General features: G+C 61.6%; 20 protein-coding genes. 7 read left to right on the forward strand and 13 right to left on the reverse strand.

All coding sequences use genetic code 11. The features are described 5' to 3' along the window. Genes KQI84_16565 through KQI84_16580 form a run of 4 tightly spaced genes read right to left on the reverse strand, consistent with a single transcriptional unit; the run spans position 1 to position 4,119 of the window. Positions 1 to 1,098, reverse strand: coding sequence for an FHA domain-containing protein (locus tag KQI84_16565; protein MCB2156490.1), 1,098 nt, complete (start codon positions 1,096 to 1,098; stop codon positions 1 to 3). A gap of 60 nt (positions 1,099 to 1,158) precedes the next feature. Further along, positions 1,159 to 2,364 carry a hypothetical protein gene (locus KQI84_16570; protein ID MCB2156491.1) on the reverse strand — a complete coding sequence of 402 codons (1,206 nt, stop codon included), beginning with the start codon at positions 2,362 to 2,364 and terminating at the stop codon, positions 1,159 to 1,161. A 42-nt stretch (positions 2,365 to 2,406) separates the two neighbouring features. After that, on the reverse strand, positions 2,407 to 3,450 hold the full coding sequence (mtnA, locus tag KQI84_16575) for an S-methyl-5-thioribose-1-phosphate isomerase (GenBank protein MCB2156492.1): 1,044 nt from the start codon (positions 3,448 to 3,450) through the stop codon (positions 2,407 to 2,409). Between the two features lie 27 nt (positions 3,451 to 3,477). Continuing rightward, a complete protein-coding gene (locus KQI84_16580; protein MCB2156493.1) occupies positions 3,478 to 4,119 on the reverse strand; it encodes an NYN domain-containing protein in 642 nt (213 codons plus the stop codon). 337 nt (positions 4,120 to 4,456) lie between these two features. On the opposite strand from KQI84_16580, the gene KQI84_16585 reads away from it, so the two are divergent. Together KQI84_16585 and KQI84_16590 are read left to right on the forward strand one after the other, a co-directional pair. Continuing rightward, positions 4,457 to 5,056: an RNA polymerase sigma factor gene (locus KQI84_16585; GenBank protein ID MCB2156494.1), complete on the forward strand. Its 600-nt coding sequence runs from the start codon at positions 4,457 to 4,459 to the stop codon at positions 5,054 to 5,056. After that, positions 5,043 to 8,186 carry a hypothetical protein gene (locus tag KQI84_16590; protein ID MCB2156495.1) on the forward strand — a complete coding sequence of 1,048 codons (3,144 nt, stop codon included), beginning with the start codon at positions 5,043 to 5,045 and terminating at the stop codon, positions 8,184 to 8,186. The genes KQI84_16585 and KQI84_16590 overlap by 14 nt, the downstream gene beginning before the upstream one ends. On the opposite strand, the gene KQI84_16595 is transcribed toward KQI84_16590, so the two are convergent. The 5 genes from KQI84_16595 to KQI84_16615 are packed head-to-tail and all read right to left on the reverse strand — an operon-like array spanning position 8,125 to position 13,952. Continuing rightward, positions 8,125 to 9,300, reverse strand: coding sequence for a glycosyltransferase (locus KQI84_16595; GenBank protein ID MCB2156496.1), 1,176 nt, complete (start codon positions 9,298 to 9,300; stop codon positions 8,125 to 8,127). The genes KQI84_16590 and KQI84_16595 overlap by 62 nt on opposite strands. Next, positions 9,297 to 10,523, reverse strand: a complete 1,227-nt coding sequence (locus tag KQI84_16600) for a glycosyltransferase (GenBank protein ID MCB2156497.1) — start codon at positions 10,521 to 10,523, stop codon at positions 9,297 to 9,299. Before KQI84_16600 ends, KQI84_16595 begins: the two co-directional genes overlap by 4 nt. Continuing rightward, entirely contained in the window at positions 10,520 to 11,656 is a 1,137-nt protein-coding gene (gene ribD / locus KQI84_16605) for a bifunctional diaminohydroxyphosphoribosylaminopyrimidine deaminase/5-amino-6-(5-phosphoribosylamino)uracil reductase RibD (protein ID MCB2156498.1), read from the reverse strand. Before ribD ends, KQI84_16600 begins: the two co-directional genes overlap by 4 nt. 57 nt (positions 11,657 to 11,713) lie before the next feature. Then, on the reverse strand, positions 11,714 to 12,493 hold the full coding sequence (locus KQI84_16610; protein MCB2156499.1) for a metallophosphatase family protein: 780 nt from the start codon (positions 12,491 to 12,493) through the stop codon (positions 11,714 to 11,716). After that, complete coding sequence (locus KQI84_16615) at positions 12,468 to 13,952, reverse strand: FHA domain-containing protein (GenBank protein MCB2156500.1); 1,485 nt, start codon at positions 13,950 to 13,952, stop codon at positions 12,468 to 12,470. Before KQI84_16615 ends, KQI84_16610 begins: the two co-directional genes overlap by 26 nt. Before the next feature lie 521 nt (positions 13,953 to 14,473). On the opposite strand from KQI84_16615, the gene KQI84_16620 reads away from it, so the two are divergent. Continuing rightward, positions 14,474 to 15,604 (forward strand): hypothetical protein, encoded by a 1,131-nt coding sequence (locus KQI84_16620; protein ID MCB2156501.1) that lies wholly within the window; start codon positions 14,474 to 14,476, stop codon positions 15,602 to 15,604. After that, complete coding sequence (locus KQI84_16625; GenBank protein MCB2156502.1) at positions 15,601 to 17,529, forward strand: O-antigen ligase family protein; 1,929 nt, start codon at positions 15,601 to 15,603, stop codon at positions 17,527 to 17,529. The genes KQI84_16620 and KQI84_16625 overlap by 4 nt, the downstream gene beginning before the upstream one ends. A gap of 72 nt (positions 17,530 to 17,601) precedes the next feature. Here KQI84_16625 and KQI84_16630 read toward each other — a convergent pair whose 3' ends face one another. Beyond that, complete coding sequence (locus tag KQI84_16630; GenBank protein ID MCB2156503.1) at positions 17,602 to 18,930, reverse strand: Glu/Leu/Phe/Val dehydrogenase; 1,329 nt, start codon at positions 18,928 to 18,930, stop codon at positions 17,602 to 17,604. A gap of 393 nt (positions 18,931 to 19,323) precedes the next feature. On the opposite strand from KQI84_16630, the gene lexA reads away from it, so the two are divergent. The 3 genes from lexA (at position 19,324) to KQI84_16645 (ending at position 23,573) form a co-directional block, all read left to right on the forward strand. After that, positions 19,324 to 19,965: a transcriptional repressor LexA gene (lexA, locus tag KQI84_16635; GenBank protein MCB2156504.1), complete on the forward strand. Its 642-nt coding sequence runs from the start codon at positions 19,324 to 19,326 to the stop codon at positions 19,963 to 19,965. A gap of 140 nt (positions 19,966 to 20,105) precedes the next feature. Next, on the forward strand, positions 20,106 to 21,287 hold the full coding sequence (locus KQI84_16640) for an aminotransferase class V-fold PLP-dependent enzyme (GenBank protein ID MCB2156505.1): 1,182 nt from the start codon (positions 20,106 to 20,108) through the stop codon (positions 21,285 to 21,287). A gap of 195 nt (positions 21,288 to 21,482) precedes the next feature. Further along, entirely contained in the window at positions 21,483 to 23,573 is a 2,091-nt protein-coding gene (locus KQI84_16645; protein MCB2156506.1) for an elongation factor G, read from the forward strand. A gap of 123 nt (positions 23,574 to 23,696) precedes the next feature. Here KQI84_16645 and KQI84_16650 read toward each other — a convergent pair whose 3' ends face one another. The 3 genes from KQI84_16650 to KQI84_16660 all read right to left on the reverse strand — a co-directional run bounded on the left by KQI84_16650 (position 23,697) and on the right by KQI84_16660 (position 26,275). Further along, positions 23,697 to 24,113 (reverse strand): hypothetical protein, encoded by a 417-nt coding sequence (locus tag KQI84_16650; GenBank protein MCB2156507.1) that lies wholly within the window; start codon positions 24,111 to 24,113, stop codon positions 23,697 to 23,699. A 98-nt stretch (positions 24,114 to 24,211) separates the two neighbouring features. Further along, on the reverse strand, positions 24,212 to 25,093 hold the full coding sequence (locus tag KQI84_16655) for a DUF4410 domain-containing protein (protein MCB2156508.1): 882 nt from the start codon (positions 25,091 to 25,093) through the stop codon (positions 24,212 to 24,214). Between the two features lie 120 nt (positions 25,094 to 25,213). Next, the gene (locus KQI84_16660) at positions 25,214 to 26,275 is read right to left on the reverse strand and encodes an OmpA family protein (GenBank protein MCB2156509.1); all 1,062 of its coding nucleotides are present in this window, start codon (positions 26,273 to 26,275) and stop codon (positions 25,214 to 25,216) included. Positions 26,276 to 26,515: the final 240 nt, after the last annotated feature.

Below are 26,515 nucleotides of genomic sequence, written 5' to 3' on the forward strand. Positions count from 1 at the left end.
CTAATCTTTGTTCGGATACATGATCGTCGTTTCCGACTCGCCACTCATGCGCTGTGTTTCGCGCTTGTCACGTCCTTCTATTTGGTCCCGGGCGGCATCGCCAGTCAAGTGATCCGCCAGGATTTTCAGGCAACCTTCCGCGACGTGGGACGCGCGTCCCTCCAGTCGCTGGGGACGCAGCGGATTATCGAAGTACGCCGCTCCCAATACCTTTCCCCGGCTCGAAGCGATTGGCGCAACCAGGATTGAACGATGATCGCCGGTTCCGGTCCGGCCGCTATCGCTCTTGACGCGGGAATCGCGGTACATGGTCGGGATGTAGGTGGTCTTGCCTTCGGACATGACCTGCTCGATCAGGCGGTGGAATTTCTCGGGGATCTGGCCGGGCCAGCCGGAGACGCTGAGTCCGATCGTCGCCTCGACGACGAGAGAGTTATCGGAGTCGCTCGCGTCGCTCTTGAGCACCAATGCGCCGTTCTCAGCCTCGACGGCGGAGACGACGAAGCGCAGCGATTCGAGGAAGAGCTCTTTCAGGCCCAGATTCTTGTGGAAGATCTCGTGGAAGTGATTCGTGCCGGTCAGGGTGCGCGTGTGGATCTCGACGTCCTTCAGGCTCTCGACGATCGTGTCCATCTGCTTGGCGACGGTTTCGCGATCGCCGTCGTTCATGGGGCCGCTGCGTACGACGGCGCTAAGGCGATTGAGTTCTCCGATCAGGTCGCGCAGACGTTGAATCTGGGTCTTCAACAACGGCTGGCTGAGGCGGGGGCTGAGAATCGCCGTCGAGGAGAGGTTGGCTGGATCGAGTTTCCGAACGTACTGCAGATGCGTATGACCGATGCGGATACGATCGCCGATTCGTAGGGTTGAATTGCGGACCTTCTGGCCATTGACCCAGGTGCCGTTGCGGCTTTCCAGGTCGGTCAGAACCAGGCCGTTATCCTCGAACATCAGGCGGGAGTGGTAGGAGGAGACGCGTTGGTCTTTGATGACGACGTCGTTGTCGCCGGCTCGACCAATTCGGTAGGTAGTCCCTTTTTCCAGCTCGATGCTATAGGCCCAGTTGGCCTCTCCGCTAATCACCAGGTAGTGACTCATTGCGCGTCCAATCAGAGAGATTGTCGGTCGTGCCCTTCTGTTCCGCCGCCCCTCTCCATCCTACCGCCTCGGGTCCATTCTCCGGGGAATATGGGATTGTCCAGGAAATCCGCCGCGCCGCAAATCCAAATACTTGCGACGTTCGGCAATTGGCTTCCAGGGGGTAAAGAGCCCTCGCTCCTGATAGCCCGATTCCCTCGCTTCCTTTCCCGTCCGGACCCACCACTCGCCTGGGTGATGGTGCACCCAATCCATGGCATCTGTGCCGAGGGATCGGGTAATCAAAATCATAAAGCCGCCGAGTCCCAGGATGATCAGAAGTGAGATCAGGAACCCGAAGGCCATCACCAGCAGCGAACCGCCCGACAACGCGACGATAAATGCAATAAAACCAAACAACAGGGCCGTGCCGATCGCAAGCAAAAGGGGCATAAAAATCATATCCAGTAACATGCGCAGGGTCGCGACGAGACTGGACTCGATGCACATGTGGGCCCGCATGGCGTAGGCGCCGCCGCTTTCAACCGCGATGGAGGCCAGATACCAGCGCAGCGGCACCAGGACGAATGCCCAGACGTACATGGAGGGCTCGCCGAGATCGCCGAGGACGGCGCCTGCAAATGCGCCGAGTGCGAGGTTCGCGATCGAGTAGTAGACGAGCCCGGCCGATTGGACGGCGATGGGGCGGATCGAGAGGCCCTGGATAATGTCGACGGGCTTCAGGCGCGTGAGTAGGAGTTCCTCGAGCGGCAGGTTGGCGACGTTGCGGCGCATATGGACCGCGGTCATCGAGGCACCAACAACGGCCGCTAGGAAGGGGACGGCCGCGCATTCCAGCAAGGTGATCTTGGCAATGTCGCCAAAGGACCCGCTGAGCGAGAACATGAAAACGGCTTCGAGTATCAGAACGACAACCCAGGGAAGAAGTCCCGTCATGTCCTCCACGACGCGGCCTCGCCGCCGCCCGGAGTAGTAGACCATCACGGGGTTGGTTGCGGCCTCGCGCGGCCACAGGTCGCGGCTGAGTAGCCAGGCGCCCAACCATCGCCAACCGCGCAGCGGGTTGTCCTCCGGCGGGACGATGGCGTCGGCGCGAATGCGCTTGTGGGGGGCGTAGCGCCGCGGGATTGCCGGCCCCGGATCGGGAGCGGCACGCGGCTGCGAGTAGTCCGGCATCCTTGGTCCGGTGCGCTGGCGACGCTTCCGCACTTCCGGATCGAACGGATCGTATTCCTCGTTGCGAACTTCCGGATCCTGGTCGGACATGGGATGCTTTCGATAGGGCGTTTGAACCTGGCAGACAGGCTGTCAGTTTCCGGCAGCCTCCTTCAGGCCCTTTTTGAACGGGCGACGAATTACGCCTTTCTCGGTCACTATAGCCGAAATCAATCGGGCTGGCACAACGTCAAAAGCGGGGTTGAACGTCATCGTGCCGGCGGGAGCGGTCCGGACACTGCCCCAATTGGTGATTTCATCGTCCTTGCGCTCCTCGATGGGGATTTCCTCGCCGGATTTGATTGAGTAATCCACGGTCGAGAGCGGGGCGACGATGTAGAAGGGAACCTTGAAGTAATTCGCGCAAATCGCGAGCGGCATGGTGCCAATCTTGTTGGCGGAATCCCCGTTGGCGGCGATTCGGTCGGCGCCGGTGACGACGGCCTGGACGCGGCCGGCCTTCATGGCGCTGGCGGCCATGGAGTCCGTAATCAGGCGATAGTCAACGCCGGCGTTCTTGAGTTCCCAGGCGGTCAGGCGAGCGCCCTGGAGCAGGGGGCGGGTTTCGTCGGCATAGACCGTAAAGTTGTTCGTTTTGGCGGCCTCGATGATGACGCCAAGGGCGGTTCCGACACCGGCGGTCGCTAGGGCTCCGGCGTTGCAGTGGGTGAGAACGCCCTTGAGGCCCTTAAGTAGGGGCGCGCCGTGGCGGGCGAGGGCTGCGCAGCGATCGGCGTCGTCCTGATGGATCTCCAGGGCCTTGGCCAGCAGGAGGTCGAGCCCATCCCGGGCGGAGGCGGTGTCCGGCAGCGCATCGACGGCGTCGGTGCACTCCTTAAGAGCCCAGAACAGGTTCACAGCGGTCGGGCGGGAAGAGGCGAGGTACTTCGCGACGCTGGCAGTGGCGCGACGCAGTTCTTTGAGGGTCTTTGGCTTACGCCGTGCCACACCGAGGTAGAGCCCGTAGGCGGCGGCCACGCCAATGGCCGGTGCGCCGCGGATTCGAAGGACCTTGATGGCCTCCCACATTTCCTGCTCGGTGCGGATGGTGAGGTATTTGACCTTCTGGGGGAGGAGGGTCTGGTCGATAATCCGGGCGGCGCGCCCGGTCCATTCGATGGTCTTTGCTGTTTTCATGGGGATCCTGTCTGGTTTGGGTTTCAATTAGCTCCAATGGGTCGGCTTGTTGATTGCATAGCCGCTCGGCGTCAGAACTGGGTCTGGGAGCTGGCTTGATTTCAGGTGTCGTTCTTTGACGTGCAGTAATCCGGATGAGATGGACTTGAGTTTGTTCGAGTGCCTGCCTGGCGGAAAGGCGACGATTACGCGCTTCTGCGGATGAGTTCGACGGACGGACTCGATCGCCGGCGCAAGATCGCTGTCGGGCGTGATCAAGATCTCCGTATCGAACAAATTCGCCGCCGCATCTTCCAGCAGTGCGACAGCAATGTTCACATCGGTCTGCTTCTCTTCATTCTTGGGAAACACGGTGCCACAGTTCTTGCACTTGATCGTCTTTGCAAGATAGACACCGTAGATGATTTGCACGCCTCCATGGGCCGCCAAGGCATCGAGATATTCGCTCTGTCGAAGGTGTTTCTTTGGGTTCGACGGGGTTGGAGAGATACGAGCCGTGAAGTACTTGACACTGGCCACGTTCTGCCCGCGACGCAGCAAACGGTTGCAGAGGAGGGCCAGATCGAGCCAATAGTGCTTCCGAAAGCCCTTGGCCTTCATCCCGAAGTACAGATTGAAGCCATCGATATAGAAGGAAACACGAGCGGGCACTTGACTCGGCGGGGGCATTGTGATTTACTCCTTTTAAGATAACCCCCCCAGGGAGAGTATCCCTGGGCCGCCGCCCTGGGTCACCGGGGCGGTTCTTTATTGGGCCGTGCGAATCGCTTTCGATGCGGAAATGGGTGGCGCGCCGAATGCGGGCGACTTCTGAAACAGGCTTGAATTGCCAACCCCTTTGGTGTCAACCTTCGCGGGTGGAAATGAGCGGCTGGCGAGGCCGGGAGTATCCACTGACGAAAAAATCGTCCGCCCCGTGAAGGGGAAAGCTAGTTCAACGTAGAAAAACCAGCGTCAGGACCGAGAAGGGGACTTGATGTTGGCGGAAGTTTCGGAAAGGCCGCCTTTGAAAGCGACCGACAAGGAACTGATGGCCCGGGTCGTCGATGGCGACGGGGCCGCCTTCGAGGAGCTGATGCTGAGGCACCAGAAGCCGTTGGTGCGTTGGATCTGGTCCATGCTCGGCGATGCCGAAGAAGCCCAGGATGTGGCGCAAGACGCTTTCCTGCAAGCTTACAGCAATGCCGAGAAGTTCAATCCGCGCTACAACTTCAAAACCTGGTTGTATACGATCGCCAGGAACCGTGCCATCAGCATCATGCGCCGCCGCAAGCATCAGGTCGCTGAGATCGGGACCGCCGCTCGAGGAGAAGAACGAACCGCCCCGGAAGCGGACGACAGTTGGGCCTCCCTGGCCGTCGATGAGAATCCGGATCCGCGCGAGGTTCTGTCCTCGAAGGAAGAAGCCGAATGGCTGCTCCGGGCAATGGATCGCCTGGATGAAGGACACCGGGAAGTGCTGCGGTTGAAGTACTTCGCCGGAATGAAGAGCCGGGAAATCGCCGAAGTGATGGAACTTGAGGTAGGCACTGTGTGGTCTCGGGTCCATCATGGATTGAAGAAGCTTCGAGCGCTGGCAGAGGAAGTTGGCAATGGAATCGAATGACCGCCAAATGTGGCTGATCGCTTATCTCGAGGATGACCTCGAGGCGGAGCAGCGCGCCCAGTTTGAGGCATGGCTCGAGGAAGATCCCGAGCTGGCCGCGGAGTATCGCGAAATGGCGATGCTGGATGCGAAGTTCTCTCGCATTGGGCAGCAGGCCTGGGAAGATACGGGCCTGGATCGGATTGCGCTCTACACGCCGAGCCAGATGCGTGAAATGCCCGCGGCGGTCGAGCCGATCGCCCCGGCAGTTGTCGCCGCGAAGACTGACGACAGCGACCTGGCGCTGCATCGCGAAGCGACGGCCCAGGGTGACTATCGCGTCCTCGAAGTGGCGGAAGCTCCGAAGCCCCGCCGCGGTGTGTTCGCCCGACTGCTGCAGACGTCCCATGGTTGGGGTCTGGCGGCGGCGGTGTTCGTGCTGGGCGGCGTAGCGGCAATGTCCTGGTTCATCGGTCAGCAGGGTTTCGATCGGAACGATGCGGGATCTTCGAATGAGCGCGTCGCGCATGTTCTGAAGAGCACCGATCCGGCGGTGCCGGAGAATAAGGTGCTGAGCGCCGCGGAGCCGATGAATGTGGCGGATGGTCGCCGCGTTCAGGTGCAGACGTTGAACGATGTGACGGCCGAAGCGGTTGTGGCCACTGCCGACGGCGGCACGCATCTACAGTTCGAGACGAAGACCGGCGCCATTCAGCAGGGCGGGCGGGTCTTCTACGACATCCCGAGCGAAGGAACTCTCTCGGTGCAGGTCGGGAATCGGATCGTGAAGGCGACCGGCGCTCAGTTTGAGATCGACGGTTCGCGCGTGGCGGTTCGTCGCGGCACGGTGGAGATCACGGGCCCGGCAGGCACGACGACGCTGGAAGCCGGCCAGGCGCTGCAGATGGATGCGGACTCTGCGGAGATTGAGACGATTGAAGCGCCCGATGTGGGCATTTGGACAGGCCAGTTCGTTCAGGCGAATCCACCGCCGCTCGAACGACCATCCGACATACAGCACTCGCAGAACACGGCCTCGCCCCAAAGCGAGGTCGACTTTTTTGGAGATTCGGAATCCGGGACGTCGAGAGATCAGATGAGCATTGTGCGTCGGGCCAAGGCACGGAAGCGTGCGCTGAGCCAGGCGGACATCGAGCGGATGAGCGCGCTGCTGCCGGCGGATACGACTGGCTGGATGGTCATCCAGAATAGCGGCGAGTTCCTACGTTTCCTGATGCGAGAGGTCGATCTGTCGCCGCAACGGTTCGATGTGTCGGTGGATGCAGGCCAGGCGCGAATCCAGAGCCGCGAGTTGAGCAAGGCGCTCGAGTTGGTGCCGGATCAATTCTTCTCAACCGTCCTGCAGCCTTTCACTCCACGCGTGTCGGGGCCGATGGTGATTGCGATGAACAATCGCCGCCAATCGATCACACTGGTCGCGAACCTGATGGACCCCAAAGGACTGATGGAGAGCGTCGCATCGACTTTGGGATTCGAGGTGCATTGGTATCCCCAGTACCAGCAGGATTATCGGCTGGGCACAACTCAGTTGATCCGTCACCAGGCATTCGGGGGGCCGCGGCCGTACTTCCGGAACCTGTGGATTGCCGCGAGCCGTGACTTGCTGCTGGTCAGCAATCAGGATGAGAACCCGCGCCGTCTGATCGGAAGTGTTGCGGGGGAGGGGCGATTCCTGGGACCGACGACTTCGGCGGAGGAGAACTTCACGGAGACGGAGTTCTACAAGGAGGCAAGCGCCGAGCGCACGACCAGCAGTGAAATCTTCTATGCGCTCGACCTTGAGCCGGGGATTGAGGCTCTGCGCGCCCACTCGGAAGTTGCCGAAACTGCCGTCAATGAGTTGGGCATCGCACACTGGAAGAACCTGTTCGGTACGGCGCGCCTTGAATCGAGCTTCGTGGAAATCAACGCCGAGTTCGAGCCGGATGAGGAAGCGGAAGTGCCCGCGTTGAATCTGTTCTGCGAAACGAGTTCCCATCCCTTCCTGGCTCGCGTGCCTGCGGAGTCTGTTGCGCTGGCAACGATGCGGTTCACTTCGCTGGAAGATGTTTACAATACCTGGCGCGACGTTCTGCGGGAGTTGTACTTCGATCGCGATACGCTTGCATTGGAGCGTGCCGAAGATGAGCTGACGACGCAGCTTGGTTATGATCCGCGCTCTTCATTGTTGCCATTGCTTGGTCCGCACGTGGCCGTGGCCGTCCTGCCCGCAGAGGACAAGACGATGGACTGGGTTGTTCTGTGCGAGACCGACGATCCGAGCGTGGTGGAGGAGATTCTACGTTTCACGGTGGAGCGCCTCAACCTGCAGACGCGCGAGTTGTGGCACCAGGGGGTGCGCTTTCAGGCGGTTGTGCCGGACCACACGAATTTGCCGACGCTGATGTGGCGGACGACGAATGATTCGCTATGTCTCGGTTGGGGTCATGCGCGGAGTTTCGAGCAGCAGATCGATGCGGAGCTTGGTCGCGCGGAGACGTTGGAACAAACAAGTGCGTTCGCCGACTGGCGACGCGAGACGGATTCGGAAGAGACCGCCGCGATCGTGTACGGCGATTTCTCCAAGCTCTATCCGAAGTTCTTGGAGACGATGCTCTCGGTCCTCGAGCCCGGCAGAACCTCATCGGTGAACGCGAGCAATAGTCGCATTCCGATGTTCATTGCTTTGCGCCCCAATGGGGGACGGCTGGCGATGAACGGGGTATTCCTGATGGCGCCGGACAGCTTTCTCTCGGCGGCGCAGTTCTGGCGCGTGCCACTGCTGGTCGAGGAAGAGCTGAAGAAGCGCATTCGTTTGACGGAGAACAACCTCAAGACGGTAAGCGATTGGGTGATCGAGTACTATCGCCAGCGCGGGCAACTGCCCGAGTCGCTCGACGAGTTGCGGCGCTATGGAATCGGGTATCCGCTGAACGATCCGTTCTCGCCCGGCAAGACAGAGCCGTTTCGCTATTCGAAGGATTCGGATTCGACGTGGAGGGTCTGGAGTCTTGGGCCGGACGGGCTCGATAACGATGGGGTTCTTGTTTACGATGAAGATCGCGGGCTGCAATCGGCCGGCGATATTGTTATCCGCGCCGGCCTGCAGAGCGCCCCGCCACGCGACGATATAGAGCCTCGTGCTCTGTGACGAAGGGCTCGTGCGTGAATTTCTCCCGCACGCGCGCATAGCCTGCTTTCCCGAATTGCTCACGAAGTTCTGCGCTCTTTGCCAGTCGTGCGATGGCGCCGGCGAGGGCCTGCGGATTGCGCGGCGGGACGATCAAACCGGTGCGCTCGTTTTCTACGGCCTCGGCGTTGCCGCCGACGTCAGTTGCCACGATGGGCAGGCCCGCGGCCATTCCTTCGAGCAATACGCCTGAGAAACCTTCTTCGTGCGACGCGAGGACGAGCGCATCGGCGGCCTTGAGCACATTCGGAATGTCCGCGCGCGGTCCGATGATGTGGACATGGCCGAAGAGTTTCAGGTCGGCGACGCGTTGGCTCATTTCTTCGCCGATCTCATCGTCGCGTCCAACGCAAAGAAGGTGTGCGCCGGGATGGTCTTTCGCGATGGAATGCCACGCTTCGATCAGATCCAAATAGCCTTTATATCGAAAGTAATTCGCGACGGATACGAAGACACAATCGGCCTGCTCAAGAGGTGGAAACTCCGTCTTCAAGTTTGCCGGCAGTGCGCGATCAAAGCGGTCCACGTCCACGCCGCCGTAGACGATCGCGACACGGTTGGAATCGAGATTCTTCTCCCGCTTCATGACGTCGCGCGCCACCGCCTGGCTGTTTGCAATGACGAGTTCCGTGCGCTTGTTGTACCAGTTCTGGACACGTTGCTTCCACGGCGCGGCGTCTTTGTAATGGCCAAGATTCTGGCGGCTTGTCACGAACGCGCCGGGCGCCCCCATGCGTTTGGCGAGGCCTCCCCACGCTTCGGCTTCGAAGAGCCACGCGTGGAAGATGTGGGGGTTGAACTGCTTCAGGTAGTCGCGGGTGCGCTTCAGCGCGCGCCATGCTTCGGCCTTCGACGACGGCGAGAGCACGGGGCGGAGCTTCGGGAGGTTTATAGGGAAGACCTCGAAGCCCTCGTCGAGCAGTCCTTGGAGGCGAACGCCCTCATAGTGCAACAGCATCAGCCGCACATCGTGGCCGCGGGTGCGCAGGCCTCGCATCAGTCCGACGAGATAGCCCTCTGCGCCGCCTTCGCGCATCGAGCCGATCAGGAATGCGATGCGCAACGGTTTGGTCACGACTGGCCATCCTCTGCAGTCAGGATGGGCGGGTTCTGCATGGGGGGGAGCTTGCCGGTTTCGAGAAGCGCTTCGTACATTCGCACGTGCGCCTTCACCATGGCGTCGACGGAGAAACGGGCCTCAACGCGTCTGCGTCCCTCTTTTCCCATGCGGTTTGCGAGAGCGGGGTCTTTGGCCAATTGGACGAGCTTCGCGGCCATCTTCACGGGCTTCTGCGGTGGAACGATGTAGCCGGTTTCGCCGTCGGAAACGGATTCTTTGTTTCCACCAACGTCTGTGGCGACGATTGGGCGGCCGGCGGCCATGGCTTCCAGCAGAACGTTTGCGAAACCTTCCGAATGGGCAGGATGGGCGAGGATGTCGAATGCGAAGTAGTACGGCCAGACTTGCTTCCGGCCGCCTGCGAACACGACGGCGCCCTCGAGGCCGAGGGAGCGGACTTGTTGTTCGAGTTCTTCGCGGAGGTTCTCGTTATCGAAGCCAAGGACGACCAGTTTGAGCTTTGGCACTTCGCGCCGGGCCATCGCGACGGCTTCGAGCAAGTCGGGGTAGCCCTTGATGCGTTTGAGATTTCCGACTGCTCCGACGAGCGGTTCAGCGTCGGAGAGTTCGGGGAATTCCGTGCGCAGGTTTGCGTGTTCGACGGCATCGAAGCCTTCGATGTCGACGCCGTTGTAAATCACCGCCATGCGTTTGCGATCGATCTTTTCGCGCCCGAGTGCGTCGTCGTACAGGCCAAGCGAATTCACCGTGGCGGCATCGATCCAGTGATTCGTCAGGTTTTCGATGGCTTGGTAGCCGAACCGGCCTTCCTTGAAGATGCCGCGGCTGCGCCGGCTTGTGATCAGCACCTTGTTGCGGGAGAACGGCGATGCCAGCGCGGCGAAGATGTATGCCCAGTAGAGGAAGGCGTGGATGATGTCGACACGTTCGGCATTGAATGCCTGGCGCATGCGCCAGGCGGTGCGCGCGAAGTGATACGTAAAGCGCGGGTCGTACTTGCGATAGGTCATCACGGAGTGCGTGCAATGCAGCGGCATGCCCATGTCGCGTACCGTTTCGAGGTACGGTCCGCGTTCTTCCATGATGACGAGGATCGGACGGAAGCCGTATTCGGGCAGGCGCTCGGCGAGTCGGATCACCTGGCCTTCCGCGCCGCCGACCCCAAGCGTCCCGAGCACGAAGCCGACGGTGATGGGCTTCTTGCTCGACGGCGTCACGGCTGTTCCTCCGGGAACAGGTGACGGGTGACCCAGCCTTCGAGAAGCACGTCGTCGCCGAACGCTTCGGTGCGAACGTGGTGCAGGCGAATGGCCTGTTCCATCGAGTCCGGCGCCTGCGGCATGACAAGCGCGTTGAGTGGGCTCTGCGCAGCGCCGATCAGAACGGGCGCCATGAAGGCGGCGACACGATCGACGAAACCGTTTGCCACGAATGCACCCGCAACGTGACGGCCTCCTTCGACAAAGACGGACTGCACGCCCTCTTCGCGGAACCGCGCCATCAAGGCAGGCAAGGAAACGTGGCCATTGTTGTCGCTTTCGAGACGCCAGACTTCGGCGCCGGCATTCGCGAGTGCTTCTTCGCGATCCGCGGGGGCGTCCTCTGAACACACGACGGTTGCGATGCCCTGTGTTTCGGTAACGAGCGGATGATCGACCGGCACTTGGAGGCGGCTGTCGAGCACCATGCGGCGTCGCGGGGGGCCGGGTGGAATCTCGATGCCGCGAATTGAGAGACGCGCCTTGTCGCGCAGCGCAGTTTCCACCCCGACGAGCGTCGCGTCATGCAGCGCACGCATCTCGTGCACGTGGCGTCGGGCGGATTCGCCTGTGATCCAAAAGGAGTGTCCGGATTCGCAGGAGGTGCAACCGTCCGCGCTGACAGCCCACTTCATGGTCACGAACGGACGGCCAAGCATGTGGAACGTGTTGAAGGCCGGGTTCATCTGCATCGAGAGACCTTCTTCGACGCCGGTGATGACTTCGACTCCCGCCGCGCGGAGACGTTCGATCCCGCCGCCGGACACGACGTTGGGATCGAGCTGCGCGATGACGAGACGCGAGATACCCGCGCGCAGGACGGCTTCGCTGCAGGGACCTGTGCGTCCGGTGTGATTGCAGGGTTCGAGCGTAACGACCATGGTGGCGCCGCGCGGATCGACGCTGCAGGAACGGAGGGCTTCGACTTCGGCGTGGGCCTGACCGGCCTGGTGGTGCCAGCCTTCGCCGACGATCTCACCATTCTTGATGATCAGCGCACCGACGTTTGGATTCGGTCGGGTGCGCCCGAAGGAACGGCGCGCCAACTCAATGGCGCGCCGCATGTATTCAGAGTATTCGTGTTCTGCCATCGGATTGCTGTGCTGCTTTGGGTTGGTGTGGAACGCGCGGAGGGGCGAGGCCGGCTCTTACATTCCGTGCGCCAGTCGCTCGGCGAGTTCCCTGGGCAGTCCCGCTTCGAGGATCGCGCGCTGTGCGCCCTCGATGTCGTACTCCAGCCGCTTGATTTCCAGGCGACGGTTCTCGACATCGTAGATGACGTAGCAGGCGTCCGGGTTGTGGTCACGGGGCTGTCCGACGGAGCCGACGTTGATCAGATAGCGGCGGTTGTCGCGAATCTCGATCTCGGGCTTGGAGGGACAGGCCAGGTTGCCGTTTTCATTTTCGATGATGAAGGGCTGGTGGCTGTGACCGATGAAACAGATCTGCTCCGTGAAATAATTGAAGTTCGTGCGCGCTTCGCCCATCGTCAGGATGTAGTTCCACTCGCCGGGATCTTTCGGCGACGCGTGGACGTAGCAGATCTTGTTCTTCTCGTCCTTGATGGTCAGCGGCATCTGGCGCAGGAACGAGACGTTCGATTCGGTCAGAACCTGCTTCGTCCAGATGACGGCGGCTTTTGCGATTTCGTTGAAATTGGAAATGTCCGTCAGCAGCAGACACGCGTGATCGTGGTTGCCGGCAATGACGGGTGCATTGATCGCACGTATCCGATCGACGCATTCGTTCGGACGCGCGCCGTAGCCCACGATGTCTCCGCAGCAAACGAGGAGGTCCGCCTCTTCCTCTTCAATCGCGGCCAGGACCGCTTCCAGGGCGTGATAATTCCCGTGGATATCCGAGAAGATCGCGATTCGCCGTGCGGGGCGATTCAGGACGCTGCTACTCGGGTTGGGATTCCCATTCATAGTCGATTCCGGTCAAGTCTTTCAATTTCCGGGAGGCTTCCCTACGGATCACCTTGCTCCGGTTATGCAGGCCGCGCGCCCAGCGCCGCACAACGTCCGGCTCCACTCCTTCGGGCACGGGATACTCTTTCCCCTTCACTTCGATCGTCTCTCCCGTCAGGACAGGAGCAGGACGTTCTTCTTCGTCTTCAAAGGACTCATCTGCCGATTCAGTTGCGGCAGGTTCCTCTGCGGGAGCTTCTTCCGCCGCCTCTTCTTCATCGCCGATATCAACGGCCAGCGAATCGGGTTCTTCTTCGGCTTCTTCTGCGGGTTCGATCTTTGAGGGTTCGCGGTCGCCCAGCAGCTCTTCTGCTTCGGCTTCCTGCTGATCCTCTTCCTCGAACAGCGCCTTGCGGCGCGACTCCATGCCGCCGCCTTCTTCGAGCATGCGTTCGGCTTCGATTTGCTCGAATTCGGCGCGGGCGATCATGTCTTCGTCCTGCTGGCCGAGTTCTTCGTCGACCTGGCGCTCGAGGTCTTCGAGTTCCTCGTCGGTCATCGGGGCGAACTCATCGTCTTCGACACCGAGGCTGACGGAATCGTCTTCGACCGGCGCGCCTGGCGGAGGCGGCGTCTCATGAACCTTCTCGACTTCCTCGACCGTATCCGGGCCACCATCGTCGAGCGTGATGCGCTCGGGCTCTTGCTCTCCAGCTTCCACAACGACGCCGGACGGCTCGTCTTCCCACTGCTCGGGAGGTTCGGGCTCGGACGGCGCGGAGACGGGTTCGGGTTCGAAGCCCGGAATGTCGCGCGGGGTGCCCGCCATGATGTTGAAGCGCAGCAGAGTCGTGCCGAACAGAAGCTCGTCGCCGTCCTTCAGCTCGGCTTCGCGGACCTGGTTGCTGTTTACCGTTGTGCCGCGCCAGGAGCCCAGATCCTTGATCTTGTAGCGGGTGCCTTCGCGCACGATGACGGCGTGCTTCTTCGAGACGAACCAGTCGTGCAGGCGAATCTCGTTTTCATTCGCGCGACCGATGCTGGTTTCGACTTTTGTGAGGTTGAATTCCTGGTTGAGCTGCTTGCCGCGGGTCACGGTGAGCACGCCGCGGGGCGAGCTGGATGTGATCTCGTCGGGAGAGCCGAGTGCGGGCGCCGGGGGCGCTTCTTCTTCGGCGACTTCCTTGACCGGCTTGTTGATGAAGTGGAGCTTGTGCTTGCCGATGGAGATGATGTCTTCGTCGACCAGCTCCGTCTTGGTGATCTTGACGCCGTTGACGAAGCTGCCGTTGGCGGAGTTGAGATCCGTCAGGATGTACTTTCCATCCTGCTGACGGATACGCGCGTGGTTACGTGAGACAGAGAGGTTTTCGACGACAATGTCATTGTCTCGTGCCCGTCCAATGGAGGCCACATCCTTGTCCATCTGGTAACGTTGGACAACCTGATCGCCCAGTTTGACAATGATTTCCGGCATGGACTCACTCTCTGTTCCGGTTGTTGAAACCTCTGGTGGAGCTGACTGTCCCACCACCGATTGGCTGCGGCACCGGTCTCAATCGTAGGGAGCATTCCATAACCCCCGCAGGGGTGCAACTGCTAACCGCCGCTCCCGACGCTTCCCACGAACCCCCGGATAAACACCCGGTTTCGCTTCCCAAGCAGAACAATATCAATCCCTGGCAGGATAGAAATTCCCTTAAGAGCGGAGGGCACCACGGCGGGCAAGGGTTTTCTTGGTGTTTGGGGTGAAGTGGGGGCGTTGCGGGGTTGTTTGAAGGGGGGATTTGGCGTACTCGTACTCAGCGGAGCGGCACTCGAACTCGTACTCGATTGGTGGGGGGCTGGCGCGATTACGAGCACGAGCATGAGCACGATGAGCGTGATGGGAACTGGTGTTGTGCCGGCGGTCCCGGGGCGGGTTGGCGGACTGCCGTTGACCCTCTCGGCGGGGGATCGACACGATGATCGTCGCTTCATTGCCGGAGAGGCTTTCTTATGAATATCATCCTGATGATTCTGCCGCCGCTGCTGTTTGGGTTTGCTGCGTATGGTTTGTCGCTTTTCCTGACGCAGCGCTCGATCGAGCTGGCGCACAAAGGTGGGCTGCTGGCGCATCCGAATGAGCGATCGAGCCACACGGTACCGACACCGCGTGTCGGCGGCATCGGGATGATCGGCTCGTTCCTGGTGCTCGTAATTGCTTACCAGGTTCTGGCAGGCCCGATTCAGCGGCTGCAGGGATTTGTGGATGTCGATACGACCCCGTGGCTGCCGTTTGCGGGGTTCGCGATCTCTGTCGCGTTGGCGTTCGGGTTGGGTTTGTGGGACGACCAGGGTGACCCACCTGCGCTGGTGAAGCTGGCCGGGCAGTTCATCATTGCGGCGATTCCGCCGGCGATGGGGTTGCTTGTTCGCCAGGTCGCGATTCCTTTCGTGGGTGTGTTCGATTTGCCGGCCCCGGTCGGAGCGATCATAGGATTCCTCTGGATCGTGGGGCTGATGAACGCGGTGAATTTCATGGACGGCATCAATGGCCTGGCAGGGAGGTTTGCGCAGGTCATCGCGGTGCTCTTCATTGCGGTCGGGCTGAATCGTTCGTGGTGTACCGAGTTCGCGATTTTCGGCGCGGTGCTGTACGGCGCGGCGGAGGGTTTTTTGCGCTGGAACCTGCCGAAGGCGAAGACGTTCCTCGGCGACTGCGGCAGCCAGCCCCTCGGGGCGCTGGTGGCCGGCGGTGTGTTGCTGCTGGTAAACAACGATCTGCGGTTCACGCCGCCGCGCTTCGATCCGTTCCTGGGTGGCGTGATTCTGGTCTCTCCGTTCCTGTTCGACGTGGCCTACACGTTGGTGCACCGGACGATTCGCGGGAAGAATATCCTGCACGCTCATCGCGAGCACTTATACCAGCGTTTCCTGATCGCTCGCGGTGAGGACCATGTGGCGACATTGCGTTACGTCAGCTTCTTCATGTGGGGAGCGGCCATCGTGGCGTTGCTCTACATTCGCTTTTCGGTGGCGGAGAATGAGGTCTTCCGAGCGCTTCTGTTGGCGGCGGCGGGGGTGCTGCTGGTCGCTTATGCCGCGCGGGCGATTCTTGCCGAGCGTCGGGCGGGGGGCGCCCCATGACCCGCAGTAGGGCGCGATCCCCACGAGTCGAGCAGCCAGCCCCCGTCTATTACCACTATCCGGCTGTTTGTCTGTTCTTTCTGTTCATTCTTCTGTCGATTTCCCACCTGTACCCCCAGGCCGCCTATCCGCTCCACGGTGTAGCGATCGGGGCGGGGCTGGTGTTGGTGTTTGCGGCGACCGGTTTTCACCATGCGGCGCGGCGCTGGCGCGGCCAGGGCCGTCCGCTGTTGATTGCGGCGGCGGTTGCGAGCATTGCCTGGGTGGGATGGTGGGCGTTGCGTCAGTTGGATTCGCCGTTGCCAGCGCAGGCGCGGATTCAGTTGGCCCAGATGTTCCAAGGGACGTTGGTTTTCCTGACCGCGATGAGCGCCATTGTCACCTGGCCGCGGCGAGACTTTCGGCCGATCGGCGAGGAACACCATACGCTGCCGCCGCATCAGTTGGCGGCGATGTGGCTGGGTGGGTTGACGGCGTTCCTGGCACTGTTTGCGATCTACCAGGTGATCGGACCGCCGTCGCTGCCGTTCACGTACCGGGCTCAGGAGCAAACCGTTGCGGCGAATCCGCAGGCATTCGATCCGGCATCCTACGAGGGCATTCTGCATGCACTGCGCGAGCGTCGCGCGGCCAGCCGATTGGGATCGCCGAATGTCTTCGCGGGCCTGATTGCGATCGCGATGCCGCTGATCGTTGCGCTGGCTTTTGGGCCGGGCAAGGCGCGGGCGCGGTGGTTCTGGCGAGCGGCGGGGTTGTGGACGCTTTGGGCGCTGGTCCTGAGCGGCAGCCGCGGGGGAGTGCTGGGAACGTTCGCGGGACTTGTTCTGATGGGAGCGCTGGTCTTGTTGCGTCGTGGGTCGAAAGCGCCGCTCGCGGCTGTCGGGTTGCTCGCATCGGGTTGGCTTCTGACCGCGGCGGCGGGGCCGGCACCGTTGTCGGGTAGTCGCTGGTTCGGGATCACGACGGTGCAGCAGCGCGTTTCGTACTGGACGAGCGGTGTTCAGATTTGGTCGGAGAACTGGTTGCTGGGTGCGGGGCCGGGGAGCTTTGCGGCCTACTACCCGCAGCATCGTCTGCCTGGGGCCAACGAGACGGCCTTTGCACACAACTGGATCGTCCAGTGGGGGACCGAGGTTGGGATCTTGGGACTCGCGGTTCTCCTGGTCTGGTTGGTTGCCGTGCTGGCGCTCGGGATTCGCTGGTGGAGGGCGGCCGGGCGGGAGAGTTTGCTGCCGGCAGCGTTCGTGGCGGCCGGCGGAGCGGCGCTCGCGCATGGCTTGATCGAGTTCACACTTTCGACGCGCGAGATTTACTTGGATACGGCGTTGGTCCTGGGGGTTCTGGTGGGGATGGGGGCGCGGCTTCCGCTGCTTTCGGCAAAGTCTGGGCGGCGGGCGCTGCAGTTGGCGTTCGTGGGGATCGTTGTCGTGGCCGGGGCGGCATCGTGGTGGATGTGCGAGTTGCGTCCCGCAGGGGCGGATTTCTATCGCACGATTGCGGAGGAGCGAGCCGAGGATCCGGACGATCGTGTGGCGGCTTATACGGAGGCGCTGGGTTGGCAGCCGGACGATCCGCGGCTCTACGAGTCGCGTGCGTTCGCGCGCCGCGCGGCCGGGGACCCGCGGGCGATCGACGATCTGCGGCGGGCGCTGAAGCTGGCGCCGTTCTCCGCGCGGCTGCACCAGTCACTGGCGTTGTTTGAGGTTGCCGCTGGAAATCTCGACGAGGCGATTCGTCTGCAGCGCGAGGCCGTGCGGCTGCATCCGTTGGACGCGACGCATCGCCTTGTGCTGGCGGAGTTTCTGTGGCAGGCGGGCGAGAAGGATGAGGCCCGCGAACTCGTCGCGAGCACTTCGGATTTGAACAAGAGCAAACTGGAAGACGCTCACCGCGAGCGCCTGGTGAGGGAGTACGGGGTGCGGTAAAAACGAACCGTGGCGCGGAGCCTTGCCCGTAGGCCGGCGTCCGCGCCACGTTCCACCGAAGGAGACTGTGTATCAGCCCTTCCGCATGAAGTACTTCTTGGTTCCCTGTGCCTCGATGGCTTCGGCAATGCGCCGCACGCCATGGATGTAGGCGGCCATGCGCATGTGGACATTCATTTCCTTGGCCACGGTGCAGACATCGTGGTAGGCCTTTACCATGATGGGCTTCAGGCGATCTTCGATCTGATCTTCGCGCCAGTAGAAGCCGTTCATGTTCTGGACCCACTCGAAGTAGCTGACCGTGACGCCGCCGGCGTTCGCCAGCACGTCCGGGACGATGAAGACGCCCTTTTCGCTCAGGTACTCGGTGGCCTCATCCGTCAACGGGCCGTTGGCCAGCTCGAGGATGTTGCGGGCCTTGATGTTTTCCATGTTGTCGCCGGTGATGGCGTTTTCGAGCGCCGCCGGAACAAGGATGTCAACGTCCAGTTCGAGGAGTTTCTCGTTGGAAATCGAGGTGCAGCGGCCGCCGTTCATGCTGCAGACGGAGGCGCGAGTGTAGACGGAGTCGCGCACGTCGGCGGACTCTTCCTTGACCTTGATGACTTCCGGAATGTTCAGGCCGTCCTCGGCGTACACGGCGCCGTGGGAGTCGCTGACTGCGAGAATCTTGTAGCCGTCCTCGAAGAGCATCCGTGCGATGTGCATGCCGGCGTTGCCGAAGCCCTGCACGGCGACGGTGGTGTTCTGGGGGGACCACTTGTTTTCGGCTTCCATTTCCTTGATGCAGAAGTAGCCGCCACGAGCGGTCGCGGTGTCGCGGCCCAGGCTGCCACCGAGGGAAATGGGCTTGCCGGTGATGATGCCGGGCACCTTGTGGCGCACGATCATTGAATATTCGTCAGCCATCCATCCCATGATGGTCGAGTTTGTGTAGACGTCCGGGGCGGGAATATCGACTTCCGGCCCGATGAAGTCGGCGATCGCGTCGATGTAGCCGCGCGAGAGGCGCTCGAGCTCCATCTTTGACAGGTCCTTCGGGTGGACGTTGATGCCGCCTTTGCCTCCGCCGAACGGAATGCCGACGACGGCGGTCTTGATGGTCATCCAGAAAGCTAGCGACGTGACTTCGTCGAGGTTCACGTTTGGGTGATAGCGAATGCCGCCTTTTGTGGGTCCACGAGACTCGTTGTAACGAACGCGGAATCCGCCGAACACGCGCAGGGAGCCGTCGTCCATGCGCACGGGGATGGAAACTGCCAACGACGACTTGGGCGTCAGGAGTTTCATCAGGGCGTCTTCGCTGATATTGGCATGCTTTGCTGCGCGCAGCAGGACTTGTTTGGCCCCCTCGAACAGGCTTGTGGCCTCTTTTTTGGGTGCTTCTACCACGGTAGTCATAGGGATCGTCCTCTCCATACGGTGGTGTAGGGTGGTGTAATGCTTGAATTATCGTTCAATATACCGGAGGGGCCTGGCGCAGGGTCAACTCTTTTATGACACGAGGAGGGTAAAAAGTCCCATCCACCTGTGTGCATGTCATGTCTGCAGGATGCGATTATTGAGATGTTGGGTTGGAACCACGAATTGCGCGGAGGACACGGATAGGGGGAGGGCGTACTCATTCTCAGCGGTGCGGAACTCGAACTCGTACTCGATATGAACTGGTTGTGCCGGCGAGACGTCGGCGGTCCCAGCGATCCCTGGAGTTTCTTTTCGCTTTCTTTTTGCCCTTGACCTTCGCCCAAACTTCGCCCGAAGATCGCTGTAGAATCCGCCTCGGGAGAACAGACGATGTATCTGACACGGCGCCAGCGGGAAGTTTTTGAGTTCATTCGCGGCTTTATCGACGAGAACGGCTATTCGCCTTCGCTCGAGGAAGTGGCCAAGGGGCTCGATCTTTCGTCCCTCGCGACGGTACACAAGCACCTGACAAATCTGTCGGAGAAGGGCATGATCCGGCGGCATTGGAATCGTGGCCGCGGGATCGAGATCTGCTCGGATCTGGGCCAGCCCAGCATGGTGTCGATGGAGCTGGAGGCGTGCTACGCCATTCCGATTCGAGGCACGGTGGCCGCCGGCGAACCGTTGGATGTCGAGGAGGACCTGACGGAGCGGCTGAGTGTGCCAAGCGACCTGGTGCGCAACGCAGAGCAGACGTTTGTGCTGCGCGTGCGGGGCGATTCGATGATCGACGAGGGCATTTGCGAGGGCGACTTCATTATTTGCGAGCGGCGCAGCGAAGCGCGCAACGGGCAGGTGGTGGTGGCGCTGGTGGGCGGCCACGAGACGACGGTGAAGAAGTTCTATCGCGAGAGCCCGAGCGAGGTGCGTTTGCAGCCCGCCAACCCGTACATGGCACCGATTTATGTGAAGGCCGCGGATGTCGCGATCCAGGGCGTTGTGATCGGCCTGGTGCGGCGCTACGACGCTTGAGATTTCCACGCCGGGAAGCACAGGGAGCACCTCACTGGAACAGGCGGGCGAGTCGGACCGTAGAAACGTGTCCGACTCGTCCGACCCGTGATTTCGGCATATTTCTGGCCTGATCAGGCGGCGGAGGCTCCCTCATGACGATCCGCCGGCCGGTTTACTTCGACAGTCACGCGACGACGCCCGTGGACCCTCGGGTTCTGGAGGCGATGCTGCCGTTTTTCACGGAGCATTTCGGCAATGCGAGTTCGACGGCGCATGAGTTTGGTCTTGCAGCGGCGGATGCAGTGGATGGCGTGCGGCGTGGCGTGGCGGAGGGGCTGGGCGCGGAGCCGCGAGAGATCGTCTTTACGAGCGGCGCGACGGAATCGAACAACCTGGCGCTGCGTGGGGTGGCGGAGGCGCTGAAGAAGCGCGGCAACCATATCGTGACGTGCGCGACGGAGCACCATGCGGTGCTGGATCCCTTGGTTCGCCTGGACCGGCACGGGTTCGATGTGACGGTGCTGCCTGTGGAGCCGGATGGTCGCCTGGATTCGGAGCGGCTACGCGAGGCGATTCGCGACGAGACGATTCTGGTTTCTGTGATGTTTGCGAACAATGAGATCGGGGTGCTGCACGATGTGGCGGCGATCGGGGCGGTTTGCGCGGAGCGCGGCATCCTGTTTCACACGGACGCGACGCAGGCAGTCGGGAAGGTGCCGATCGATGTGCGGGCGTTGGGGATTCATTTGTTGAGCCTGTCGGCGCACAAGCTCTACGGTCCGAAGGGCGTCGGGGCGTTGTATGTGCGGCGGAGCGAACCGCGCGTGCGTCTGATTCCGCAGATCGAGGGCGGGGGCCAGGAGCGGGGCATTCGTAGCGGGACGCTGAACGTGCCGGGGATCGTCGGGCTGGGCAAGGCGCTGGAGGTGGCGTTGGAAGATTTGCCGGAAGAATCGGTCCGGCTGGCGGGTCTGCGCGATCGGCTGCGAGAGCGGTTGCTGGCCGAGCTGGACGAGGTGGTGGAGAACGGAAGCGTCGAGCATCGGCTGCCGCATTCGTTGAGCTTGTCGTTCGGGTACGTGGAAGGCGGTGCGCTGGTGAATGCGCTTCGGGAGGACCTGGCGATTTCGACGGGGTCGGCGTGCAGCTCGGAGGATCCGGAGCCAAGCCACGTACTGACGGCGCTGGGGCGCTCGCGGGAGCTGGCACGCGCAACATTGCGCTTTGGTTTGACGCGATTTACAACGATCGAAGAAGTCGATTTTGCGGCCCAGCGCGTGGTTGATGCGGTGCGGCGGCTGCGTTCCCATTCGCCCCTTTACGAGATGCGCGAGCGGTAGCTTGCCGAATCCTGGCCGCGCGTGTCGGCGGCCGTTTCTCTCCTCAATCGGGACCGGTCCAGTCCCCTATTGCGAAAGGGGTTGCGAACGCGGCCCGGGTTGTGAAATCTAGCCGCCCCTTGGAGGCTCCCGGGCCGGGCTGCGGCCCCCGAGCAAGTGTGCGGGCCAACCAATGTCATTGAGGAGTGAGAACCCTTGGAACGCTATACCACCGAACAGATTCGCAACGTCGCCCTGACCGGGCACTCCGGCTCCGGCAAGACGATCCTTGTCGAAGCGCTGCTCCACACCTCCGGCATGATCGACCGGATGGGTGCCATCGAGAGCGGCTCCACCGTCTCGGACTATGATGCCGAGGAACAGAAACGCCAAGTTTCGCTGAACTCGTCGTTGGCGCCGATCACGCTGAAGGACGTGAAGATCAACCTGCTGGATTGCCCCGGCTTCCGTGACTTCGTGGGCGAGATCAAGCAGGCCGTCCGCGTGGCGGAAATGGCGCTGATCGTCGTCGACGCGACGACCGGCGTGGAAGTCGGTACTGAGTTCGCGGTCTCTTTCGCGGACGAGTACCAGATCCCGAAGGCCTTCTTCGTCAACAAGATGGATAAGGAACGGGCAAACTTTGACAGCGCGATCAGCAGCATCGAGCAGTCTTTCCCGGACGTGCACTGTGTTCCGCTGACGCTTCCGATTGGCTCCGAAGCGGACTTCAAGGGCGTGATCGATTTGCTGACCATGAAGGCGATTTACGACGAGGGCGGCAAGCGCGAGGTGAAGGACATTCCTGCGGAGCTGCAGGACGCCGCCGAGGAGGCGCGCAAGCGCCTGGTCGAAGCCGCCGCGGAAGGCGACGACGATCTGACCGAGAAGTTCCTGATGGAAGAGACGCTGACGGATGATGAGATCAAGCGCGGACTGCGCGAGGATCTCGAGGAAGGTCGTTTCGCGCCGGTGCTTTGTGGCTCTGCGGCGAAGGAAATCGGCCTGACGGTTCTTCAGAACTTCTTCATTCACGAATGCCCGCCGCCGACCGAGCGCAAAGGCTTCCAGGCTTTGAAGAGCAAGGACAGCGACGAGATCGAGATGAAGAAGATCGATCCGTCGGCGCCGTTCAGCGCGCTGGTTTATAAGACGGTCAACGACGAGTTCGTCGGCCGCCTTTCGTTCTTCAAGTGCATCACCGGTGAAGCGAAGGGCGATGGCACGATCAAGAACGCGCGCACGGATCAGACCGAGCGCGTCGGCCATGTCTTTTCGATGCGCGGCAAGCAGCAGTTGAGTGTCTCCGGCATCTGTGCCGGCGACATCGGCACGTTCGCGAAGCTGGACACGGTCCACACGGGCGATACGCTGCTCGAGGTGAAGGGCATCGATGTTGTGTACGCTCCGACGCGGATGCCGAAGCCAACGGTGCACATGGCGATCGAGGCGAAGAGCAAGAGCGATGAAGATCGCCTCGGCATGGGCATGCACAAGATGCTCGAGACCGATCCGACGCTGAAGGTGGAGCGCGATTCGTTGCTGCACCAGACGGTGATCTCCGGCATGGGCGACACGCACCTGGATGTGACGGCTGCGCGGCTCGAGTCGTTGAACAAGGTCGAGGTCGTGATGAAGGCCCCGCGCGTTCAGTATCGCGAGACGCTGAGCAAGAAGGGCGAAGGCCAGGGCCGTTACAAGAAGCAGACGGGCGGCCGCGGCCAGTTCGGCGATTGCTGGATTCGCCTTGCTCCGCGCCAGCGCGGCGAGGGCTTCAACTTCGAGTGGAAGGTTGTCGGCGGTAACATCCCGACGAACTTCACGAGCTCGGTTGAGAAGGGCCTGCGCGACTCGCTGACTCGCGGCATCATTGCGGGCTACCCGATGGTCGACGTGCACGCCGAGTGCTTCGACGGTTCGTATCACTCGGTGGACTCGAGCGATATGGCCTTCCAGGTCGCCGCGTCGTTGGCGTTCAAGAATGTGGCGCCGAAGTGCGCTCCGCAGCTTCTTGAGCCGATCAACAAGGTGATCGTCGAAGTGCCCGACAGCTACATGGGCGACATCATGGGTTACGTATCGGGCAAGCGCGGCCGCATCGCCGGCAGCGACCAGATGGGCACTCGCGTTCGCGTGAACGCGGAGGTCCCCGCGGCGGAGATGGCAACCTTCAGCCGCGACCTGCGTTCGATGACGCAGGGTCGCGCGATCTTCGAGAGCGAGTTCGATCACTACGAGCCGGTTCCGCCGGGAATCGTGGACAAGGTGATCGAGGAAGTCCGCATCGACCACCACGAAGCGGAATAATCGCTCGTTCCGCACACACGCAGTCTCCAAGAAAACCCGCCCGCCTCGAAGTCGAGGCGGGCGGAGTGCTTAAGAGTGGCTAGTGAAGAGTGGCTAGTGGCTAGTGGCGAATGATGGATGGCTTTAGCCGTGGACTGAGGTTGTGGAGCGCTTCTTGAGTTCTTTGGCGTGGGCGTTGAGTATTTCCGAATCGGGCTTGGGAACGCCTTCGGTGGAGATCAGTTGGAGGGCCTGGGCGTCGGAGAAGCCCATCTCGGAGAGGTAGGCGGCGACGATGGTGGCTCCTGTGGGGCCGACGGCGAGGACTCGGCGGCCGGCGCGAAGGCTTTCGTGCAGGAATTCGATGCCGTCGCGGAGTTCATTGTTCTCAAGGTGGCCATCGCCGGATTCGACCGGGCGGTGGTAGAGCTTGTATTCCTGCGAGAACATGCCGCCATCGCCGAAGTACAGGATGGCCTGCACGCGGTGGTGCTCGAGGAAGAATGGATCATTGGCCTCGCTGAGCGAGGAGAGCATGAGTCTGTCGAGTACCTGTTGCATGGCGCACGTCCTCTACGGGTTTTCGAGCTTCGCAACACTCAGGTGGCGCGTGGGGCGCTAACACCGTCAAGAAAAACTAAGTGCTGTTTTCAGGCGTTCTATTCGGACCCGTCATAGACGGTCGGCTTGTAATCGGGATAGTTCTGCTCGAGCAACTGGCGGACCTCTCTTTCCATTCCCGGCCTGGGCAGAACCCCGGGGATGAACTCGCGCAAGCGCTCGGTGAGTTTGCCGATGGCTTCTTCGACGGCGTACTTGAGGCAGTAGGGGGCATCGAAGACCTGGGGGTTGAAGAACCCGTTTGGATATCCGCCGTGGGATTCGCGGATGGCAAACTCGGCCAGGACGGTTTCGTCTTCGACGCCTTCGTAGATGCGGCCTTCGAGTTGGATCACCGTGGCGCCGGCACCGTAGCCGATGACATAGCGCCAGAAGCCTTGCCCGTCCTCTACATCGGTGACGTAGGTCCGAACGGTCAGAACGCGATGGTCGGTGAGCATCGGATCGTCGAGGGGCATGGCGTAGCGGACCCGCACCGGATGCGGGTAGGCGCGCAGCAGGTAGCGATACATGCGCTCGCGGACAGTGAAGAGGATCTCGTCGCGGTCGGTGTCGTCGAATTCATCATAGGGCGTTGCCCAGATTGGCTCGGGGACGATGAAGAGTGTGGGCTGAATCTTCTCTTCGGTCAGGCCGAAGGACTCGGGGATGGGAATGGCTCGGCCGTCATCGTGGTATTCGCGGATCTGCGCACGGGTCAGATAGAGTGGGTCGACGGTGTAGTCCTGCCAGCCTCCGACGCGGAGTTTCACGTCGGGTTCATTGATGCAGTTGAATGCGGCGTAGTCATCGAGGACGCCGATGGGTTCAACGGTGCGTGTGCATCCGGTCAGGGCAACGGCGGTCAGGAGGAGCAGCAGGAGGAGCGGGGCGTGGGTGCGCAAGTCACCTCGATTGATTCTAGGGGGGCTGGGCTGCATGCTGGTGTCCTTTTCTCCATCCCGCGGTTGCCCGGAAAAGGAATGGCCGGGACCGGCGCGCCCTTTCGAGCGATTCGATCCCGGCCAGCCCGCTCCGAGGTAAAGTCTCGGTGGTGGTCGTTACAGCGACGCGAGTGTGGTGCGCTGCAGCGGCATTTTCTCGGGCAGGATGACGATGACCGAGCGACGATTCTGGGCGCGGCCGTCGGGGGTCGCGTTCGGAGCGATCGGACGGTACTCGCCGTAGCTTGTGGCGGAGAGGCGCGAGGGATCGAAGCCTTGGCCCTCAACCAGTTCGTGCACGACGGTCAGCGCGCGAGCGGCGCCAAGTTCCCAGTTCGACTTCCAACTGGAGTACTGGATGGGCTCGTTGTCCGTGTGCCCTTCGACCAGCAGTTCGCGGTTGGGGAAGTTGGTCTGGATGATCTCAGCGATCTGGCTCATGAGCTCGATACCTTCGTCGCTCAGTTCGGCTTTGCCGGGCTTGTAGAGGAGCTCGTTGACGATGGTCATAGTCAGGCCGCGGTTGGTCTCGTCGAGCTGGACGTTGAGGTCCTTGAGCTGGGCGCGCAGTTGATTGAGGCCCTGCTCTTTCTCGCGAAGGGAAGCCTGGATGGTCTGGACCTGGTTTCGGGCCATGGCGAGCTGGTCTTCGACTTCGCGCAACTGCGTCTGCATGGCGGTGGCGCGGGAGTTGGCCTGATCGCGGGCCTCGGCCATCTGGTCGATCTGGTTGTTCATCTGCTCGACTTCGGCAGTGCGCTGATCCAGGGAGGTGCGGGCGTTTTCGAGATCGCTGATGGTGCGATCGAGTTCGCCGCGCAGCATATCCATTTCCGCGAGTGTATCGGCGGTGGCGCCGGCATCGCGAAGTTCTGCCAGTTCCTGGTTCTTGGAATCGAGTTCGGCCCGGAGATTCTGCAGTTCGCGCTCCACGTCGTCTTCGGTCATCTGGCGATATGCATCGCCGGCCAGGCCGCCGGTCGCGGCGCCTGCGGCACCACCCATGGCGATGCCCTGGCCAACGGCCATGGAGGTGTAGTTGTGGGCGACGACTCCACCAACGGCGGCGCCGAGGGCTCCACCCGCGGCTGCGCCTTTCTGGATCGAGTTACACCCTGTCGTCATAACCAACGCGAAAACCAATGCGCCGGCGGTTGCGAAAATTCTGGTCCACTTCATCGGTCGAACTCCTTTCATCCCGTGCGGATCTGCCTGGTCAGCTGGAACTGGAACCTGACCATCCCCGCTCCCGGCGCGCCCGTGTGGAGTTTCGGCGCCTTTCGAGGACGATCCCTTCCGACGTGCCTGCACGGAGGGAACAATGACAAGTAAAAAGCGCGAAGGCGGGAATGTCTTTTTAAGAGGATTAGGACAATCGGCGATGTACCGCGCTTTCAGCGCTTGATGGTGGGGGTGACG

The sequence above is a fragment of the bacterium genome, assembly GCA_020444065.1.
Classification (GTDB): Bacteria; Sumerlaeota; Sumerlaeia; order SLMS01; family JAHLLQ01; genus JAHLLQ01.